The 19258-nt window shown below is 44.5% G+C and carries 17 protein-coding genes and 1 tRNA gene; 13 read left to right on the top strand and 5 right to left on the bottom strand.

Features of this window, described 5'->3' with window-relative positions; translation table 11 throughout:
- Positions 1-159 precede the first annotated feature (159 nt).
- The 9 genes from DYU05_RS11450 (at position 160) to DYU05_RS11410 (ending at position 9570) form a co-directional block, all read left to right on the top strand.
- On the top strand, positions 160-1272 hold the full coding sequence (locus DYU05_RS11450; RefSeq protein WP_117383984.1) for an NAD-dependent epimerase/dehydratase family protein: 1113 nt from the start codon (positions 160-162) through the stop codon (positions 1270-1272).
- 46 nt (positions 1273-1318) lie between these two features.
- Complete coding sequence (locus tag DYU05_RS11445) at positions 1319-2416, top strand: GDP-mannose 4,6-dehydratase (RefSeq protein ID WP_205771866.1); 1098 nt, start codon at positions 1319-1321, stop codon at positions 2414-2416.
- Positions 2416-3429 carry an MDR/zinc-dependent alcohol dehydrogenase-like family protein gene (locus tag DYU05_RS11440; RefSeq protein ID WP_205771865.1) on the top strand — a complete coding sequence of 338 codons (1014 nt, stop codon included), beginning with the start codon at positions 2416-2418 and terminating at the stop codon, positions 3427-3429. The genes DYU05_RS11445 and DYU05_RS11440 overlap by 1 nt, the downstream gene beginning before the upstream one ends.
- Before the next feature lie 5 nt (positions 3430-3434).
- The gene (locus tag DYU05_RS11435; RefSeq protein ID WP_117383177.1) at positions 3435-4445 is read left to right on the top strand and encodes a Gfo/Idh/MocA family protein; all 1011 of its coding nucleotides are present in this window, start codon (positions 3435-3437) and stop codon (positions 4443-4445) included.
- Positions 4446-4448: 3 nt separating this feature from the next.
- Entirely contained in the window at positions 4449-5564 is a 1116-nt protein-coding gene (locus tag DYU05_RS11430) for a glycosyltransferase (protein ID WP_117383176.1), read from the top strand.
- Between the two features lie 49 nt (positions 5565-5613).
- Positions 5614-6732 (top strand): CgeB family protein, encoded by a 1119-nt coding sequence (locus tag DYU05_RS11425; protein WP_117383175.1) that lies wholly within the window; start codon positions 5614-5616, stop codon positions 6730-6732.
- Between the two features lie 18 nt (positions 6733-6750).
- Positions 6751-7854: a CgeB family protein gene (locus tag DYU05_RS11420; RefSeq protein WP_117383174.1), complete on the top strand. Its 1104-nt coding sequence runs from the start codon at positions 6751-6753 to the stop codon at positions 7852-7854.
- Positions 7851-8951 carry a CgeB family protein gene (locus DYU05_RS11415; RefSeq protein ID WP_117383173.1) on the top strand — a complete coding sequence of 367 codons (1101 nt, stop codon included), beginning with the start codon at positions 7851-7853 and terminating at the stop codon, positions 8949-8951. Before DYU05_RS11420 ends, DYU05_RS11415 begins: the two co-directional genes overlap by 4 nt.
- A gap of 274 nt (positions 8952-9225) precedes the next feature.
- On the top strand, positions 9226-9570 hold the full coding sequence (locus DYU05_RS11410; protein ID WP_117383172.1) for a hypothetical protein: 345 nt from the start codon (positions 9226-9228) through the stop codon (positions 9568-9570).
- Positions 9571-9725: 155 nt separating this feature from the next.
- Here the strand turns inward: DYU05_RS11410 and DYU05_RS11405 are convergent, their stop codons facing one another.
- The 5 genes from DYU05_RS11405 to DYU05_RS11385 form a co-directional block, all read right to left on the bottom strand.
- Positions 9726-10463: an SDR family oxidoreductase gene (locus DYU05_RS11405; RefSeq protein WP_117383982.1), complete on the bottom strand. Its 738-nt coding sequence runs from the start codon at positions 10461-10463 to the stop codon at positions 9726-9728.
- A gap of 66 nt (positions 10464-10529) precedes the next feature.
- Entirely contained in the window at positions 10530-11417 is an 888-nt protein-coding gene (locus DYU05_RS11400) for a helix-turn-helix domain-containing protein (RefSeq protein WP_117383171.1), read from the bottom strand.
- A 66-nt stretch (positions 11418-11483) separates the two neighbouring features.
- Positions 11484-11557: transfer RNA gene (locus DYU05_RS11395), tRNA-Pro, on the bottom strand.
- Positions 11558-11721: 164 nt separating this feature from the next.
- The gene (locus tag DYU05_RS11390) at positions 11722-12723 is read right to left on the bottom strand and encodes a hypothetical protein (protein WP_117383170.1); all 1002 of its coding nucleotides are present in this window, start codon (positions 12721-12723) and stop codon (positions 11722-11724) included.
- 1 nt (position 12724) lies between these two features.
- On the bottom strand, positions 12725-13750 hold the full coding sequence (locus tag DYU05_RS11385; RefSeq protein ID WP_205771861.1) for a hypothetical protein: 1026 nt from the start codon (positions 13748-13750) through the stop codon (positions 12725-12727).
- A gap of 148 nt (positions 13751-13898) precedes the next feature.
- Between DYU05_RS11385 and mltG the strand changes: the two genes are divergently transcribed.
- The 4 genes from mltG to ybeY all read left to right on the top strand — a co-directional run bounded on the left by mltG (position 13899) and on the right by ybeY (position 19258).
- Positions 13899-14936, top strand: a complete 1038-nt coding sequence (gene mltG, locus DYU05_RS11380) for an endolytic transglycosylase MltG (RefSeq protein ID WP_117383169.1) — start codon at positions 13899-13901, stop codon at positions 14934-14936.
- Between the two features lie 134 nt (positions 14937-15070).
- Complete coding sequence (locus tag DYU05_RS11375) at positions 15071-18403, top strand: DUF4175 family protein (protein ID WP_117383168.1); 3333 nt, start codon at positions 15071-15073, stop codon at positions 18401-18403.
- The gene (locus DYU05_RS11370) at positions 18393-18827 is read left to right on the top strand and encodes an ATP-binding protein (RefSeq protein ID WP_235854006.1); all 435 of its coding nucleotides are present in this window, start codon (positions 18393-18395) and stop codon (positions 18825-18827) included. The genes DYU05_RS11375 and DYU05_RS11370 overlap by 11 nt, the downstream gene beginning before the upstream one ends.
- On the top strand, positions 18827-19258 hold the full coding sequence (gene ybeY, locus DYU05_RS11365) for an rRNA maturation RNase YbeY (protein ID WP_117383167.1): 432 nt from the start codon (positions 18827-18829) through the stop codon (positions 19256-19258). The genes DYU05_RS11370 and ybeY overlap by 1 nt, the downstream gene beginning before the upstream one ends.

The following is a 19258-nucleotide window of genomic DNA, read 5'->3' as shown; positions in this document are numbered from 1 at the left end:
GTTGAACCTTAATTGTTAAGTAAGCAATATTGGTTAAAGGCGTAACCTGTTGGTGTTCGTCAGATGCTTTTTTGAGGTAAGAAGATGTTGATCTTCTTTGAGCCGTTTGCAGCAGGCTTTGTACCTGATTTTATTTTTGTACGCTTATACACACCTTCTATGAAGAACATATTAATAACCGGCGGGGCCGGCTTTATCGGCTCACACCTTTGCGACGAACTAATTAATCACGGCTATTCTGTTCGTGTGTTGGATAGCTTGATATCACAAGTGCACGGCGCAAATGCGGAGCGTCCGGAATACCTTAACCCACAAGTTGAATTGTATGTTGGAGATGTGAGAGATAAACAAGCTGTTTTGGACGCACTGGAAGGCATTGACGCTGTTTACCATTTTGCAGCGCGTGTAGGTGTTGGACAGAGCATGTACGAGGTAAATGAGTACACCGATGTAAATAACCGCGGCACTGCCGTTTTGCTCGAAGCACTTATTCAAAAGCCCGTGAAGCGCCTGATTGTTGCTTCAAGCATGAGCATTTACGGCGAGGGTTTATACACCACTCAGTCAGGCAACGTCATAGAAGATGCCGCCCGACCGATAAGCCAGTTAAAGAACAGTTCATGGGAGCTTACCTCTAACGGTGAGACGTTAACTCCAATAGCTACTCCGGAAACAAAAAAGCCTAACCTGGCATCAGTTTATGCCTTATCTAAATACGACCAGGAAGTAATGAGCCTTATTTTTGGTAAAGCTTACAACATTCCTACCGTTGCCCTGCGCTTTTTCAACGTTTATGGAACCCGTCAGGCATTATCAAACCCCTATACCGGTGTACTGGCAATATTTGCCTCAAGGTTCTTGAATAACAAAGCGCCTATCATCTTCGAAGACGGCGAGCAAAAAAGGGATTTTGTAAGCGTTAAAGATCTTGTTGTTGCCTGCCGTTTGGCGCTCGAAGTAGAAGAAGCGGCTTACGAAGTATTTAACATTGGTAGTGGCAACAGCTACACCGTAAGGGAAATAGCACAAAAGCTTAGCAATACCATGGGCTTGCAACATATTCAGCCGGTTGCTACGGGCGAATACCGGGTCGGCGACATCAGGCATTGTTTCGGCGATATCAGCAAAGCGAAGCAGGTATTAGGATTTGAACCACAGGTTAAGCTTGAAGACGGACTTGACGAGCTAGCTGCATGGCTGGAGGGACAAGTTGCTGTTGACAGTGTTGAAGAAGCAAAAGCAGAGCTGTCAGCGCGCGGACTTACCGTGTAAACGACAAACTATAATTGTAAGATACTAAACTTCAAATAATATCACATTGAAAGAACCAAAGCTTAAAGTACTGAACGATGCCAATCAGCATACTACTTTAATCACCGGAGGCGCAGGTTTTGTTGGAACTAATCTTGCTGATACCCTTTTATCGGAAGGAAAATCAGTCATTATTTACGACAATCTTTCCAGAAATGGAGTTGAAAAAAACCTGCAATGGCTGCGAGATAAGTATAGCTCTAACCTCAAAATTGAAATTGCAGATGTAAGGAATGAGACTGCGCTGAAAGAGGCTGTAAATGCTGCTGACGCTGTTTATCATTTTGCCGCGCAAGTGGCAGTTACGACAAGCTGTGTTGATCCTATTCTTGATTTTGAAGTAAATGCACGTGGAACGCTTAACCTTTTAGAGGCTATTCGTTTATCTGAAAAACAACCTCCGCTTGTATTTACATCAACCAACAAAGTTTACGGGGATCTCGATGACCTAAAGGTTGTTTTAAAAGGCAATCGTTATGAGCCAGAAAACGCTGAAGTAGCTGCCGACGGTGTATCAGAAGACCGCCCCGTGGAGTTCCACAGCCCATATGGCTGCTCAAAAGGAGCGGCTGATGCTTACATACTCGACTACGCCCGCACCTTTGGTTTAAAAGCAGTAATCTTCAGAATGAGCTGTATTTACGGGCCGCACCAGTTTGGCACAGAAGATCAGGGATGGGTTGCCCACTTCCTTATTAGTGCGCTGGAAGGAAAGCCACTTACTATTTACGGCGACGGTAAACAGGTAAGAGACATCCTATATGTAACAGACCTGATCAAGGCTATGAAAATAGCGCAGGAGAACATGCCCGAGCTTACCGGCAAAGCTTTCAACATTGGCGGAGGTGTAGACAATACTGTAAGCTTACTCGAGCTTACCAACATGATAGAAGAATTGCATGGCGATACGGTAGACATAGACTTTGGTGATTGGCGCCCCGGCGACCAACGCTACTATGTTTCTGATATTCGCAAGTTTAAAACTCAAGGCAACTGGGCTCCGGGAGTATCTGCCTATCAGGGTATAGAGAACTTATATAATTGGCTATCTGAAACCAGGAGCTCTTTCAAAACTCAAAAAGTATACTCGGGGCAAACACGTTAATGGAAACAGCAACGCAAACAGAACAAATAATAGATACAACGGCGCCGTTAATGACGGCTTTGGAGATTACTAGTCCGAAACAAATCACTGTTAAGCATATACCCTTACCAGAACCAGCCGATGATGAGGTAAGGATTAAAATGGAAGGATGCGGATTGTGCGCATCAAACCTCCCGGTGTGGGAAGGCCGCGAGTGGTTTACCTACCCTGTACAAGCAGGAAACCCGGGTCATGAAGGCTGGGGTGTGGTTGACGCAATAGGTAAGAATGTTACCGATTATCAACCGGGCGAGCGCGTTGCCGCAATAACCTTTAATGCTTTTGCCGAATACGATGTTACAAAGGCAAGCAATCTGATTCGTTTACCAGCAGAGTTAAATGATGTGCCTTTCCCGGCCGAGCCGTTAGGCTGCGCTATGAACATCTTTGACCGGAGTGATATCCGAGCCGGGCAAACCATTGCCATAATCGGCGTAGGGTTTTTGGGTGCACTACTGGTACAGCTTGCTCACAGCGCCGGTGCAAAAGTTATCGCCTTAGCCAGAAAAGACTCGGCGTTGAATTTAGCCAAAGAGCTGGGGGCTGATGAAGTAATTAAGCTTGACGATCATTGGCAGATAATAGAGAAGGTAAAAGAACTTACCAACGGGAACTTTTGCGAACGGGTGATTGAAGCCACCGGCAAACAGTGGCCACTTGATCTTGCTGCTGAGCTAACCGCAGTGCGCGGGAAGTTGATTATTGCAGGCTATCACCAGGATGGCATGCGCCAGGTGAATGTGCAGCTGTGGAACTGGCGCGGAATTGATGTAATAAATGCCCATGAGCGCGATCCGGAAGAATACTTAAAAGGAATGCGCAATGCTGTGCAAGCCGTTAAGGATGGCGTGATTACGCCACAACGGTTGCTTACGCATGTTTTCAGTGCAACCGATCTTCAAAAAGCGTTTGAAACACATCATCAAAATCCCGAAGGCTTTGTAAAAGCACTCATCACATTTAATAACCGGTAATAGTTATGGATACTGTACTAGCAGGTAACAAACCGCGGATAGGCTTTGTAGGTGTAGGCTGGATAGGCAAGAACCGCCTTGAAGCTGTCGCTAAAGAAAATACAGCTGAAATAGCTGCCATATCTGACCCGAACCCAGCCTTTGTAGAAGGCGCACTTGGCGTTACCCCTAACGCTGATGTAATCGGCAGTCTTGATGAAATGGCATCCGCAGATCTTGAGGGAATAGTAATAGCTACTCCAAGCGCTCTGCATGCTGCTCAATCTATAGAAGCGCTCAATAAAGGAAAAGCGGTGTTCTGCCAAAAACCACTTGGCCGCACAGCAAAAGAAGTTAACGATGTGGTACAAGCTGCGCAAAAGCAGGATGTACTGCTTAGTGTAGACTTTTCATACCGCTTTACCAACGGCATTAAAGCGTTAAAACAAGTGCTCGACTCTGGCGAGCTTGGAACCATTTACGGCGCAAACCTTGTCTTTCATAACGCTTACGGACCTGATAAACCCTGGTATTTTGATCCAAAGCTAGCTGGAGGTGGTTGCGTAATGGATTTGGGTATCCACCTGGTTGATCTGCTGGTTTGGCTTCTGGACAACCCCGAAGTGAACGAGGTAAGCAGTCAGCTATTCTCAAAGGCTAAATTACTTCAGGATATCAATGAGCAGGTAGAAGATTACGCAGTGGCTCAGCTTTTGATAAACAGCAGTATTGCAGTGCAAATGGCTTGTTCATGGAATTTGCCCGCTGGTGTAGATGCTGTTATCGAAGTAAGCTTTTATGGCACAAACGGAGGAGTTGCTTTTAAAAATATAAACGGCTCATTTTACGATTTTACTACCGAACGCTTTTACGGCACATCAAGGCAAACTATTAGCACACCAGGTGATTCATGGGGTGGCAAAGCGGCTGTAAACTGGGTTGAGGAACTAAGCCAAAACGGCAATAAGTTTAATTCCGACGCTTTTCAGTATGTGAAGTCTGCGGAAATATTGGACAGAATATACAAGCGAGGTTAATTAATGCTTACACAGGAAAAGCCAATAAGACGAGTACTGATGACCGCCGATGCAGTTGGCGGCGTTTGGACTTATGCGCTTGACCTTTGCTCCGCTTTAGATAAATCTGGAATTACTGTTTGTCTTGCCTTAATGGGTGCCCATGCATCTAAAAAGCAACTGGAAGAAGCTGCCAAAATCCCCAACCTTGTTATCCATCAAAGCGATTATAAACTTGAATGGATGCATGAGCCCTGGGCGGATGTGGAACTAGCGGCCGGCTGGTTGTTGAAGCTTGAATCTACATTTAAGCCAGATATTATTCACCTTAATGGCTATGTGCATGCCTCAATTGCTTGGTCGGCACCCGTGGTTGTAGTTGCTCACTCCTGCGTGTTATCATGGTGGCAGGCCGTTAAGCACGAACCAGCCCCCAATGAATGGACTGCGTATAAAAACGCGGTGCAACGAGGACTGCGTGCGGCCAATGCTGTGGTTTCCATCTCTCAATCCTATTCAAACGAAATTCAAAGGATATACGGACCACTCAATAATCTTAGGGTTATTTACAACGGCCGCGATTCACACTTGCTTCGAAGTGCCGAAAAGAAAATGAAGGCATTTGCCATGGGAAGGATCTGGGACGAAGCTAAAAACCTGCCGATGCTCGCCGAGTTAACTAATAGGCACAATATTCCAATTGTGATTGCCGGCAATAACAATCATCCTGATACAGGTACAAGCATTAGTATACCTAATGTTACCCTGGCAGGAATATTAAGCCCGGCTGAAGTAAGTGAGCACCTTCCAGAAAGCTACATCTACATTATGCCAGCCAAATACGAGCCGTTCGGTCTTTCGGTGCTTGAGGCTGCTCTATCCGGATGCCTGCTTTTACTCGCTGACATACCAACTTTTAGAGAGTTGTGGAGTGATGCGGCATTATTCTTTAACCCTAATGATCCTTTAGAGTTAGATCAACTGCTCGACTATGTTATTTTACATCCCGTTGAGTGCGGTCAAATGATAGAAAGATCATCAAAACGTTCAAAAAACCTATCACTTGAAAATATGGCTAACAGCTATGTCTCACTATATAAGTCGCTTATTCGCGAGGAGCAGTTTGCTATATCCAGTTAACATTTTTTAACATCCGGTGTTGCCTTGTCACCTATATAGAAGAACCAACATGAAAATATCTCTTTTTTACCACTCCCTCCTATCCGACTGGAATCATGGAAATGCACACTTTCTGCGCGGGGTCGTTGCCGAGCTGTTAAGCCGCGGGCACGATGTAAAAGTGTACGAGCCTGAAAATAATTGGAGCTTAGCTAATTTAATAGCCGGACATGGGGACTCGTTCCTGCAAGAGTTTCGTGTTTCGTACCCACAATTAAAGTCTTCCTTCTATGATATTAATACAATTGACCTTCATGATGTTCTTAAAGATCAGGACCTGGTTATTGTACATGAATGGAATGAGCATAGCCTGGTGAAGAAAATAGGAGAATACCGCAATACTTTAGGTGGTTTTCAACTGATCTTTCATGACACCCATCATCGTGCTGTTACCGAAAGAGAAAGTATGATGAAGTACGATCTGCAGTATTATGATGGCGTTTTAGCGTTTGGAAATGTGATTCGCGACATTTACCTGAAGGAGGGCTGGACAAAGAACGCCTGGACATGGCACGAAGCAGCTGACACCCGCATTTTCCACCCCATGCCACATACTGAAAAAGAGGGAGACCTGGTGTGGATAGGTAACTGGGGCGACGATGAGCGCACACGTGAACTGCACACCTTTTTGATAGAACCGGTTAAGGAGCTTGGATTAAAAGCTAAGATTTACGGTGTGCGCTATCCCGATCATGCACTAAAGGCACTTGAAGATGCAGGTATTGAATATGGCAACTGGCTGCCAAACTATAAAGCGCCGGAAGTTTTTGCTAAATATAAGGTAACTGTTCATGTACCACGCCGGCCGTATGTTGAATCGCTGCCAGGTATACCTACTATACGCCCGTTTGAAGCAATGGCGTGTGGAATACCGCTGGTTTCTTCTCAGTGGGACGACGCAGAGAACCTGTTCTCGCCGGGCAAAGACTTCCTGGTGGCAGATAGCAAAGAAAGTATGAAACAGCATCTTTCAACTATCATAAATGATCGATCTGCTGCGGAAACTCTCGCCAGCAATGGGTTAAAAACAACTTTGAGCAGGCACACCTGCGCGCACCGTGTTGATGAGCTTGAACAGATAATACAATCACTCAGATCTCACGTTTCTGCAACTACATCAGCAGAGTAACAGCATACAACTATACCTATGGAAAAGAAATTGAAAATAGCCTTTTTTGGTTCCAGCCTTGTATCTGCCTATTGGAACGGGGCAGCAACCTATTACAGAGGCATAATTAAAGAAATAAGCAGACTAGGGCACGACGTCACTTTTTACGAGCCAGACGCGTACGAGCGCCAACAGCACCGGGATATTCCTAACCCTGAATGGGCGACCGTTGTAGTTTACGAGAATAATGAGGAAAGTGCCTTTTGGGCCTTATCGCAGGCAGAGTCTGCAGATGTGGTAATCAAGGCGAGTGGCGTCGGCGTATTTGACGAATTACTGGAAGAGCAAGTGCTTAAAAGAAGAAAAGAAAACCAGCTGGTAATATTCTGGGATGTGGATGCCCCGGCTACTTTAGAGCGCATGGATCAAAACCCAGATGATCCATTTTGGCCGCTGGTTCCGCAATACGATATGATCTTAACCTATGGCGGCGGAGATCCGGTGGTTAACGCCTATACAGCCAATGGCGCTAAACTTTGTGTACCAATATACAATGCCCTTGATCCAGAAACGCACTTTCAGGTTGCACCAGACGATCGTTTTAGCTGCGATCTTGCCTTTTTAGGTAACCGTTTGCCTGATCGTGAGGCCCGTGTAGAAGAGTTTTTCTTAAAGGCTGCGAAACAATCTCCAGAGCAAAGCTTTGAAATAGGCGGCAGCGGCTGGGGCGATAAGCACATGCCATCTAACGTGGAGTACATAGGCCATGTTTATACCAATGATCACAATGCTTTTAATTGCACGCCAAAGGCAGTGCTGAACATCAGTCGCGACAGCATGGCGAAAATGGGTTTTTCGCCTGCTACACGGGTATTTGAAGCCGCTGGTGCAGGAGCCTGCATCATCACCGATTACTGGCTCGGTATCGATTTCTTTTTTGAACCAGGCAAGGAAATTCTCGTAGCGCAAAATGGAGATGAGGTTGCAGACATACTGAAGAATCTCTCCCAGGAAGATGCAAAAGCTATTGGACAAGCTGCTAAAAAGCGTGTACTGGCGCTACACACTTACGCAAACAGGGCAAAAGAGGTGCAGAAGCTATTTGCTGCGCATTTTCAGGAGATAAATGCCGGAGAGATATGAGCAGCAGTTCTTTGAATATAACCATTCTGGGGCTGTCTATAACATCATCCTGGGGGAACGGGCATGCTACCACTTTTAGGGCGTTGGTGAAAGAACTAAATGCTGCCGGGCACAAAGTAACCTTTCTTGAAAGGGATGTGCCGTGGTACGCTTCTAATCGCGATCTGGCAAACCCGGACTTTTGTAAAGTCATTCTCTATAAAGATATTACAGAACTTAGGGAACAACACGCAGATATCGTGCAATCTGCTGATTTAGTAATCGTAGGCTCGTACGTTCCTGAAGGTGTAGAAGTCGGTAAATGGGCCTGTAATGTAGCTAATGGCATAACCGCCTTCTATGATATTGATACCCCGGTAACTCTGGCCAAACTCGACAGAAATGATTACGAGTACCTGAGTCCAGAAGTAATCCCGATGTATGACCTTTACCTGTCGTTCACCGGGGGACCAACCCTTACCTTGCTGGAACAAAAATACGGTTCTCCATGCGCCAGGGCACTTTATTGCTCTGTTGACCCATCTTTATATTACCCGGAGAACGTCGATATTGAATATGATCTTGGCTATTTGGGCACCTATAGCGATGACCGCCAACCACCACTGGAACGCCTTCTTTTTGATGCCGCAAAGGGCTGGTCTAACGGCCGCTTTGTGGTAGCTGGTCCGCAGTATCCGCAATCGGTGGAATGGCCTGCAAACGTGCGGTATATCAATCACCTGCCACCGGCGGAGCACCGCGACTTCTATAACGCTCAGCGCTTTACGCTGAACATTACCCGGGCAGATATGATCAAGGCCGGCTACTCCCCCAGTGTTAGGCTGTTTGAGGCAGCAGCATGTGGCGTACCAATCATAAGTGACTATTGGGATGGCCTGGACAGCATTTTTGAACTTGGAACAGAGATACTTGTATCCTACTCTGGTGAAGAAACACTGGCCTTTCTAAGGAACACCCCGGAAGATGAACTCCGCGCCATTGGCGAGCGGGCAAGACAAAAAATACTATCGAAACACACCGCCCGCCACCGGGCAGAGGAACTCGTGGGGTACTATTTTGAGGTGAAAAAAACTGCTGCAACCCGGCATACTAGCTAGTGCCCTTGAAATTGGCTTTCTAAAAAGAAAACCTGCATTTTTAGCGTAAAAACAACATGTTTTACCTGGAAAATGCAGGTTTTATGAACCAAAATCTTCAAAAACCACACTTTTTTGATAGCGCGCGTGTAATTATCTAACTACACCTTCGCCAATGAGATAGATGGCTCAACATCCCTCACAAATGTTGATGCAAACACCAGTTAATATTTTATTTTGCTGTTACAAACAGCTGGCCTTCAGCGTAATGGTATAAAGCACAAAACTTTACGCCATGCAAAAAGCTTTCTACCTGTTCGTTGTCCTGCTAAGCCTTGCGGGATGCAAAAAAGATGCCCTGCAAATCAAAGAAGAAAAAAGCTATCACCAGGTAAACGCTGCTCCAACGACAGATCCGCTGCTGGGTAACGCCGTGAGCCTTACTTTAAAGCCCGGTGGTGCAGCGCTAATCAATCCCGGCGGGGACATCATGTGGTCGGCCAGTTATAAGATAAGCGGCAGTAAAATTAAGGTGCATGTCCCGGATCTCAATCAGGATTTCCAGTTCACCATTATATCAGACAATGAGTTGCATGGCGAGAACGGCGAGGTGCTGAAAATATTAATTGGGTTACAGTAAAACTGTTAATTAACTAACTCCTGAGGCCGGTTACTACAATATAGCTTATTTTTCTTACAATTCCAACTCGCATCCCGGTTAGTACCTGAAACCCGAGTTTCTTATAAAAAAAGAAGGCCACCCTGTTGGGCAGCCTTCCGTATAAAAATTGTTTCTTACCAGGGGCTAATGCCTGTTTCCGGAGCGTTATCATCGCTGTAGAACTGGCCGGTTGGCCCGTCTTGTGCTAACGTAGCTGCTTTTACAACACGCGCGGCAGCGTCAGGCACGGTGCCGGGGCCGCTGTGGTGGTTAAAGTCGGTAGCGGTGTAGCCCGGGTCAACAGCGTTTACTTTAAAGGCGGTGTCGCGCAGTTCGTGAGCAAGCACAATGGTAAAGGCATTCAATGCCGCTTTAGATGCTACATAAGCCGTAGGCTTCACCATAAAGTATTTCCAGGTTGGGGTGGTTTGCATGGTGAGTGAGCCAAGGCCCGATGTTACGTTTACTATCCGGGGCTCCGCCGCTGGTTTCATCAGGTCCAGAAACGCCTGGGTTACGGCTATGGCGCCAAAAAAGTTGGTCTCAAATACCTCTTTATATATGCTGATGTCTGTCTCTAACGATGGCTGTGGCAATCCGCCGCTTATGCCTGCATTGTTTATCAGTACATCCAATACCTGGGTTTTCTGCCCCAGCGTCACGCGTGCCGCGTTTATCGACTCCGCGCTGTCTACGTCTATCTCTATGGGTTCTACTGATGTTAACCCCTCTGCCTGCAACTGGCTTACTGCCCCTGCGCCCTTCTGAAGGTCGCGGCTGCCCAGGTACACGTAATAGCCTTGTTGTAGTAATTGCTTTGCGGCTTCAAAGCCTATGCTTTTGTTTGCTCCTGTTATTAATGCTGTTTTCATGATGTTTTTGTTAACAGTACAAATGTACAGCGCGGGTGTTACCTGCATGTAACACATTCAACGGCATTAATGGTACATTTTGCGGATACTGGAGCGATACTCGGCCGGTGTAACGCCGGTCTCGCGTTTAAAGAACCGGCTGAAGTAAGAAGCGTCTGCAAAACCCAGATCAAAGGAGATCTCTTTTAATGAATTACCGGTATGGAAAAGCAGCCTCCGCGCCTCCATAACCAGGCGGTCGTGAATGTGCTTAATCGCGGGTTTACCGCTTTGCATTTTAACAACTTCGCTTAAGTGCCCGGCAGAAATATTAAGCATAGATGCATAGTCGCTCACCTCGTGCAACCGCCTGAAATCTTCATCAATTTTCGCCTGGTACCGCTTCAGCAGAACTTTATCTTCAGTTGCATCCTCTTTAAACTGTTCGGCATACAGCCGGCTCAGGTAGGTAAGCAATACGGTTACATGGGCGGCCAGCATCCGTTGCTGCCACTCGCCCGGGTGCTGATATTCGGTATTTATCTTAGCCAGCATTTCTTCCACAAAATCTACATCAGCACTGTTCAACAGCAGCTCATGGCCGTTGCGTGGATTTTGAATAAGCGGGAGCTTACTTAGCGCCGCATTTTCCTGCATAGACAGAAACGCGTCGGTAAACGCGATACCCGTGCTCCACAGGTGCTTAAATTCTTCTTTTACAATAACATTGTTCGGCCCCGAGAAGTAAAAACCGTTATCCCGGAGCGTATACGGAACCATGTCTATCCATTGGCGGGTTTCTGCTTTCCTGATAAACACAAACAGGTAATGGTCTTTACGGTGTGGTATAAGCAATTCGGACTGGTTGGGCAATGTCCCGTCGAAATTGTATACCCTGAAATTTTTATTGGCAGCTATATTGTCCGGCTCTAAATAATAAACAGGCAGCTGTTGCTCGCGGCTAAGTACATACATGAGTTAAAAGTAGGTTTTCTGAAGCAAAAAGGCTGCTAAAAACAGCAGCCTTTGATTTAAACTTCGTCGGGATGGCAGGATTTGAACCTACGACCTCCAGCACCCCATGCTGGCGCGATACCGGGCTACGCTACATCCCGTATTTGGTAATTTACTTACGGTGTCGTTGTAATTTGTTTATTGTACTTGACGGACCGAAAACGGTTAATCTATAAATTGTAATAGATCTGTTTTAACCTAAATGTGCACAACAAGTACAAATATATAAGTTCAGATTTAATGAGGTATCTTATGTTTAGAATAGTTAACTCAACTCTCCATAAGTGAACCGGATTACTTCGAGATAGACTACTGCAATCCAACTGAATAATGGCTCATTCAATTTTGAAAAAAGCATGTCTGCATCCACAATATCAATCGACTCTAAGTTCTTATCGCCTCTATTAAATAGATGAAAGAAGCGGTTACGTATGATAATTATGAAAGAACTTACTTCTGTGAACCTAATCGCTATTTTCCTGTTAGCTACAGTGTCGCCGTGGTAAAGATCAGGTTTAGTCACCCCCATGATAGCTTCATAAATTTGGCTTTGTGTATCCTCACTTTCATAATCTAAAATTAAGTCCACTGTAGACTCAGCCAGTACATGCCTTTTAAATATACTTTGGATAGCGCTTTTCAAAAAGCCTAACTCACCAACCGAATTACCTTTGTTTTCAGCAAAGTATTCCTTTAGGGTTCCATATGTGTGTTTAAAATCGTATGTCTTAGCCGCATATATCATAGGAAAGGAAAAGGAGATCATTTCTAATATTCTGTAAATAAAAACATAAGCTGTGGTAAAGCTTGATTTCGATTGATAAAATAAATAGTTGGTGACTTCATTTTCCAGACGTTGAAAGAAATCCTTGTTTCTTAATGAATATGGTATTTCAAAAAAGTAGCGAGCCGCTTCAGCTTCACTTATTTCATCTCCAATGTAACTGACCAACTTTCTATGAATATGTACTCCCTCCTCTGAGGAATAGCTTTTACTTATATAATCAATTTCCTGTCTGAAAGTGGTGTCTGTAGCTATGTGCCTTAAAGTGACTTCCCCGACCAATATTCTTAATATTCTATATTTAGATGGAGAGCTAGAACTTAACATATACCTTCGGTCAAGCGCTGCGACATCAGAAGCCGCAACTTCAGCAACAGCCACTTTATCGACTAATGTCTCTTGTGGTAGTCCTTCAGGTACACCTATTTCAGGTACAGAAAGTTCATTAAGAACCGTGTCTGTTACTTCGCAGATATTGCTCATGTTAGAGTGTGACTTCTGCGAACCTCTCAATCAAACCATCAACATTTTCCTCTATTATATCATTAAAATGCGTAATGAAGTAAAATGATAAATCTCTCCGTATTTTACCTAAATTGACCTTTGATGGATTAACCCCCTTGAAAGCACTCTCAAACTTTTCTATTTGCTGTTTAAAGACGTTAAGTTCAACGTTCTTTAGCTGTTGATAATAACTTTTAACACCTACGCAGAATCCAATTAGATTGTTATTCACCATCAACCATTGTTTTATCGATTCATCTTTTGATAGCCTATCGATTAAATCTAATACTTCAGTGAACTCTACGTTAACATCTTCAAGGTTTGAATCAAGTATGCGTCCAACAAGAATTTGATCCATTTTCTCGTCAATTATCTTGTTATTTTCATTGTGAACGTTTCCTGTAAGAAAAGCTAAATACCCTTTAGAAATATCACCAAGGTTGAAAGCTCCCCTTTTTATCTTTTCAGATCTCTCCTTCTCTGTTTGAACATCCATACTGTAATCTTCAAAGTTGAACAGCTCTTGAGTTAAAATTTCAATTTGATGCCTTGCTGTCATTGGTTTCTGACCATTGTTTAAAGTAATCATGCGATACAAAAGCATATCCTTGTTAGGAGATATAATGATATTCAACAACAGTGGACTATTATAATTAAGTTTAGGGTTTCCAGATGCCCTTTTTAAGGTATTAAGTCGTTGTATTCCATCTAAAATGTATCCTGAATCGATATTCTTGTTTACAAAGTCGGCGATTACATCTGATTTATATTCTAGCTCAGAAATGTCTTTTTTGACAAACGCTAAAGTAATATGTGGCATAACGCAACCACTTATCAAGTCTCTTTCAAGTCGAGAGTAGAATTTAGTATCCAACAACTTCCTTTGAGCTGTAAAACGATTAACTAGTGGATAAATCTTCTCCAAAGCATAAGCATATGTACTAAACCCGTTGCCAACAGTGCTTTTAATTACGTTATCAGGATACGCTTTAAAAATTTCTACCATAGATATCTCAAATATTAACTAAAGGTACTAAAATAAACAACTGTTTACCCTGACCACGCATCATGTTAATGCGTCGTCCAAATAGACAGTTAATTTTTATATTGCCGCCGAAATTAATTCATCTTTATATAACCAGGGGCTTAGTCAAATGAAGGGTTTAAAGTTTCTTATTGTTGCAGTTATCCTTGCCGTAATTGCCTTTTCCTATTGGGTGTATAGCTCTTTGCACACGCCTAACGCCCATGACAAGGGCAACCAGTACATACAAATACAACATGGCTCATCTCCGGGCCAAATACTTGCCAAGCTTGCTGCAGAAGGGATCATTTCTTCGCAGACTCCGTTGAAAATATACATGAAAGTTACCGGCACCGGCAATGAGATGCAGGCCGGTGAATACCAGTTCGATTCCCCTATTACGCCGCTTGAGGTATTGGAAAAATTGAGAAAAGGAAAACTGAGGACGGTTAAGCTGATCGTCCCGGAAGGTTTCACCCGCTTTGATATCGCAAAAAGGATTGTCGGTGAATTCCCTCAAAATAAACCGGCTGGTGAGGATTCTGTGTTGGACCTGATGAATGATAATTCCCTCATTAAAGACATCGCCCCGGAAGCTAAAAGTCTTGAGGGCTATATGTACCCGAATACTTATGATTTTCCGCGCGCCGTTAACACCGAGGCTATTTTAAAAAAAATGGTTGAGGAGTTTAGAAAGGTTTGGAAACCGGAATACGCAAGCAGGGCTGCCAAATTGAAGCTGACATCTCACCAGGTTATTACCATTGCTTCTCTTATTGAAACAGAATCACGTTTGGATGAAGAGCGGCCCGTTGTTGCCTCCGTAATTTATAACCGGCTCAAAAAAGGGATGCCGCTTGGTATAGACCAAACCGCTGTTTACATAGCCAAGATGGAACACCGGTGGGATGGCGTTATAAATAGAAGCGATCTGGAGTCGGCATCGCCCTATAACACCAGGAAAGTTGTTGGCCTTCCTCCTGGACCCATTTCTTCAGTTTCTAAAAGCTCCATTAAAGCCGCACTTTACCCTGCCAGCACAAACTATATCTATTACGTTTTAAACGTAGAAAAGAACGACAAGTCGCATAACTTTTACTCATCTGCAGCCGACTTTGAACGCGGGAAAGCCGCGTACCAGGCGTGGTTGGCGAAAGAACGTAAATAGAAGATTTACAGCTTAAGTACGTTTACAGAGATATCTTTCAGTTAAGCGGATGTAATTCGCACAAATAAACTGCATTACATATTATTTAATCCGTTATTTTCGTTTATCCGGTATGCCGGTAACTAAACCTGTTTATGACCCCTGCTGATAATTACGAGCTGCTGATCGACAAGATCAACACCTTTATTCGTAAGTACCACTACAACAACCTGCTGCGCGGGCTGCTATTTTTGGCTGCGGGTTTATTTTCGGCTTACGTTATTATCACGCTTGGCGAGTACTTCGGTAATTTCAATACTACTTTCCGTACGGTTCTTTTCTACTTTTTCATATTGCTTAATGTTGCTTTGCTTGCCTGGCTGGTTGTTCCGCCCCTTTTGGCACGGCTGCAACTTGGGAAGACACTCTCGCATGACCAGGCCGCCGAAATCATTGGCAAGCACTTTAGCGACGTGAGCGACCGGCTGCTTAACACCCTTCAGCTAAAAAAACAGGCACAGGAAAATCCGCAGCACTGTGAGCTGTTAGAAGCCAGCATTAATCAACGGATTGAGACGTTAAAACCGGTAAGCTTCCCATCGGCGGTAAACCTTCGGGAGAATAATAAATACCTTAAATATGTTATCCCGCCTGCCGCCGTTATATGCATTATCGCCTTTGCGGCGCCGTCTGTTCTTACAGAAAGCACTAAAAGGCTAATCCACCACAACCAGTATTTTGCTCCCGTAGCACCTTTTCAGTTTGTGGTGTTAAACAAGTCTCTCTCTGCAGTGCAGGGCGAAGATGTAAAGCTGGAATTAAAATTAACCGGCGACAAGCTGCCTGCCGACGTTTATGTAGAAACAGCAAACACCACCTTTAAGCTGGATAAAGACAATATCACCAGATTCCACTACACGTTTAGCAACTTACAGCAAACCACAACATTTAGGCTTACAGGCAACGGTTTTACATCTGCGCCGTATCAGATAAAAGTGAACCCAAAACCCGTGCTGTTAAATTTTGATGCAAAGCTTACTTACCCTACCTACCTGCACAAGGCGGCCGAAACTATTACCAATGCCGGCGATCTTACCCTGCCGGCAGGTACTGTTGTAAACTGGCAGTTCCACACACAAAATGCATCGGCACTTAAGTTTACCCTTGGCGGCACGGAGCGGCCCGTGCGGGCTTCAGAAGATAATTTGTTTGAATACCGCGAAAGGATATTAAAAGCTACAAGTTATACGGTGAGTCCGCTTAACAACAGCGTTAACCATGCCGATTCTGCCGCGTACCGCATCAATGTGGTAGCGGATGAGTCTCCATCTATAGAAGTACAGGAACGGCCGGACAGTGTAAGCCTTAAAGCGTTTTACTTTAATGGTAAAGTGCAGGACGACCATGGTTTTTCATCGTTAACCTTCCATTATAAAATTGGCGCAAAAGGCAGCGAACGCTCTTTAACTAAATCCGTTAAGGCCGATCTATCCGGCAGCCAGGGTAGCTTCTTCTATTTCTGGAACTTGAAAGAAGCGGGTATCTCTGCCGAGGACAACGTAACCTACTATTTTGAGGTGGCCGACAACGACGGCGTTAATGGCCCTAAAACAACACGCTCACCGGAGCGTACCCTCATGGTACCAGATGCGGCAGCACTAGCCGAACAGTTAAATGCGGGCACACAGGCTGTTCAGCAAAAAATGCAATCTGCGGCCAAGCTTGCCGGACAGGTGGAGAAAGATGCGCAAAAGCTAAACCAGGCCTTGCTGGACAAGAACAACCTTTCCTTCGATGAAAAGAAGCAAATAGAGGAATTACTCCAGAAGCGCAAGGATTTAGACGGCCTGATTAAAGATGTACAGAAAGAAAACAAAAAGAACCTGTACAACCGGCAGGAGAACCAGCAACAAAACGAAAGCCTTACCGAAAAACAAAAGCAGATAGAAGCCTTACTCAACAGCATGCTGGATGAGAAAACAAAGCAGATGCTGGATAAGCTACAGCAAATGTTGGAACAGGAACAAAAGGACCAAACGCGGGACGAACTTTCTAAAATGCAGACGGAAAACCGGTCCATGAAAAAGGAGCTGGACCGCATGCTGGAGCTTTATAAAAAGCTGGACTTTGAACAAAAACTTAATCAAAACATCAACCAGTTAAACAAGCTGGCAGACGAGCAGCAGCAACTTAGCCAACAAACCAAGCAAAATAACGCCAATAACCAGCAGTTGCAGCAACAACAGCAAAAGTTGAGCAGCGACTTTCAGGAGATTAAAAAACAACTGGATGATCTGCAAAAGCTTAACGAACAGAACGGCAATAAAGAGCAGTTTCAAAATCCTGAAAAAGATAAGCAGGCTATAGATCAGCAGATGGACGAGAGCAGCCAAAGTTTAAAAAAAAACAACAAGCAGCAGGCGTCGCAATCGCAGCAATCTGCCGCTAAACAAATGAAAGAGCTGGCCGCAAAAATGGAACAGCAGGAACAGGAAGGCGAAAGCAGCCAAAGTGCTGTTGATGCACGCCAGCTGCGCGAGTTGTTAAAATCCCTGGTGAATAGTTCCTTTGGGCAGGAAAAGCTGATGCAGCAATTGCGTTCTATCGGACCGATGGATCCCAGCTATACCCGCCTGGCACAAACACAAAAAGACATTAAGGATAACCTTAAAACTGCCGAAGACAGCTTATATTCGTTAAGCAAACGGATACCGCAGATACAATCTACTGTTAATAAAGAGATTACAACAATCAACACTAAGATAGACCAGTCGCTGGAAAACCTTGGCGAGCGGCGCACTGCCGAAGCAACCCGCAATCAGCAGTTTGCTATGACATCTATGAACAACCTGGCCCTTATGCTCAGCGAAGCTTTGGAGCAGTTGCAAAAGATGATGAACAAGAATAAAGGTGGCAAAGGCAAAAATGGCAAGCCATCTATGAGTCAGCTAAGCAAAATGCAGCAGCAGCTTAATCAAAATATGCAAAAAGCACGCGACCAAATGCAGCAGCAGGGGCAACAAAAAGGTAAAAGCCCGGGCAGTAATGGCAGTGAAGGGATGAGTGAACAGCTGGCTAAACTAGCGCGGCAGCAGCAGATGGTGCGGCAAACCATGCAGCAGCTTAATCGCGAACAGAACAAAGACGGAACAAACGGGACGGGTAACCTGGATAAAATTTCAAAAGAAATGGAACAAACCGAAAACGATCTCGTAAACAGACGGATTACAGAAGAAACGCTTAAACGGCAGCAGCAAATACAAACCCGCTTACTGGAGGCTGAAAAGGCCGAACAGCAGCGGGAACAGGACCAAAAGCGCGAAAGTCGCGCAGCAACGGATATGCCGCCAGGGTACATTAAGGCTTTGCAGGAGTATGAGCAGGTGAAGGCAAAGCAAACAGAACAGATAAGAACTGTTCCGTCGGCACTGAATTTGTACTACAGGCAAAAAATTAAACTATACTTTGATCAACTTAATGGAAAATGACATGGAACAGGCAGATGTTCGGACAGGCCAACTATATACACTACAACTTCCCTCAAAGTACGAAAGCATAACACAGCTGGAGGCTTTAATAGAAGAGATTGCCGATAAATACCAGGTTAGCGAAGATACATTTGCCAATATGATGACCTGCCTTAACGAGGCTGCCATAAACGCGATAGTACATGGCAATAAGCTGGATGAAAGCAAAACAGTTATTGTTAACGCAGATGTTGATGCTAAACGCATTATATGGACCATAACAGATGAAGGTCCCGGCTTTGACTATAACCACCTTCCCGATCCAACTGCACCTGACCGGCTGGAAGAACTTACTGGCCGCGGCGTATTTATTTTAAAACACCTTGCCGATCAGTGTATTTTCAATGCAAAAGGCAACGAGGTGGAACTTCACTTTAAGATATAATGCCGGCAATTAATTTTTTTGCAGAGGATGTCTCTTATAAGGTAAAAGATAAAATCGCTATCCGTAAATGGATAAAAGAGACCGTTGTTGCCGAAGGATTTAAGCTGGATGAACTGAATTATATCCTTTGTTCAGACGCTTACCTGCTACAGATTAACCAGCAGTATCTAGATCACGATACCTACACAGACATCATCACTTTTGATAACTCGGAAGAAGATGGTGTTATTACAGGAGATATTTTCATCTCGGTAGAACGCATACAAGAGAACGCTGAAAAGTTTGAAGTTCCGGAAGCGCATGAACTACACCGCGTGATGATACACGGAGCATTGCACTTGCTGGGCTACAAAGACAAATCTGCAGCGGACAAGAAAAAAATGACATTAAAAGAAGACCAATATTTGGCGCTAAGAAACTTTAATGTCTAA

Origin of the sequence: Mucilaginibacter terrenus (genome assembly GCF_003432065.1) — a bacterium.
Lineage (GTDB): Bacteria > Bacteroidota > Bacteroidia > Sphingobacteriales > Sphingobacteriaceae > Mucilaginibacter > Mucilaginibacter terrenus.
Note: the sequence above shows the minus strand (reverse complement) of the source record. Positions and strands in the feature narration are given on the sequence as shown.